This is a genomic window from Atopobacter sp. AH10 (genome assembly GCF_003664595.1).
GTDB lineage: Bacteria > Bacillota > Bacilli > Lactobacillales > Aerococcaceae > Atopobacter.
Genome location: NZ_QXPZ01000061.1, coordinates 1 through 405, shown reverse-complemented (window position 1 = coordinate 405; position 405 = coordinate 1). Strand labels below are relative to the sequence as shown.

Annotated in this window: 1 protein-coding gene; it reads left to right on the top strand. The window is 37.0% G+C overall.

Features of this window, described 5'->3' with window-relative positions:
- The coding region (locus D3H64_RS09795; protein WP_147429914.1) for a transposase at positions 1-226 on the top strand (226 nt) is incomplete at its 5' end.
- Positions 227-405: the final 179 nt, after the last annotated feature.

Here is a 405-nt window from a genome sequence, read left to right as displayed (position 1 = left end):
CAAACTCGAAGGAGCTCTTAGACACTTTAACAGGCCTTTAAAGACATTTAATAAGTATAAGGAATTCATTCTCAACGCCTATAGTTACTCTTATAACAACGGTCATTTAGAGGCGTGGAATAATCAAATAAAAACCATCAAGAAGACCGCCTACGGCTTTCGCAATTTCGAGCACTTGAAGAAGAGATGCTTTTTAAAAATGAATCGCTTGTCAGTAGCTGTGTAAAGGTCACACGCACTTCTACTTTATCCAATAAACGCTCTATGCCCAGACTCACTTTAATAGGCATGAGCTTGTTTAGGGCAAAGTAGGATAAATATCATCTGTAATATAAAAAACCACTCCCCCGAAGAAGAGTGATTTTCTCTAAAAAATTTACCAACAACAAAATTTGACAAAGTGCC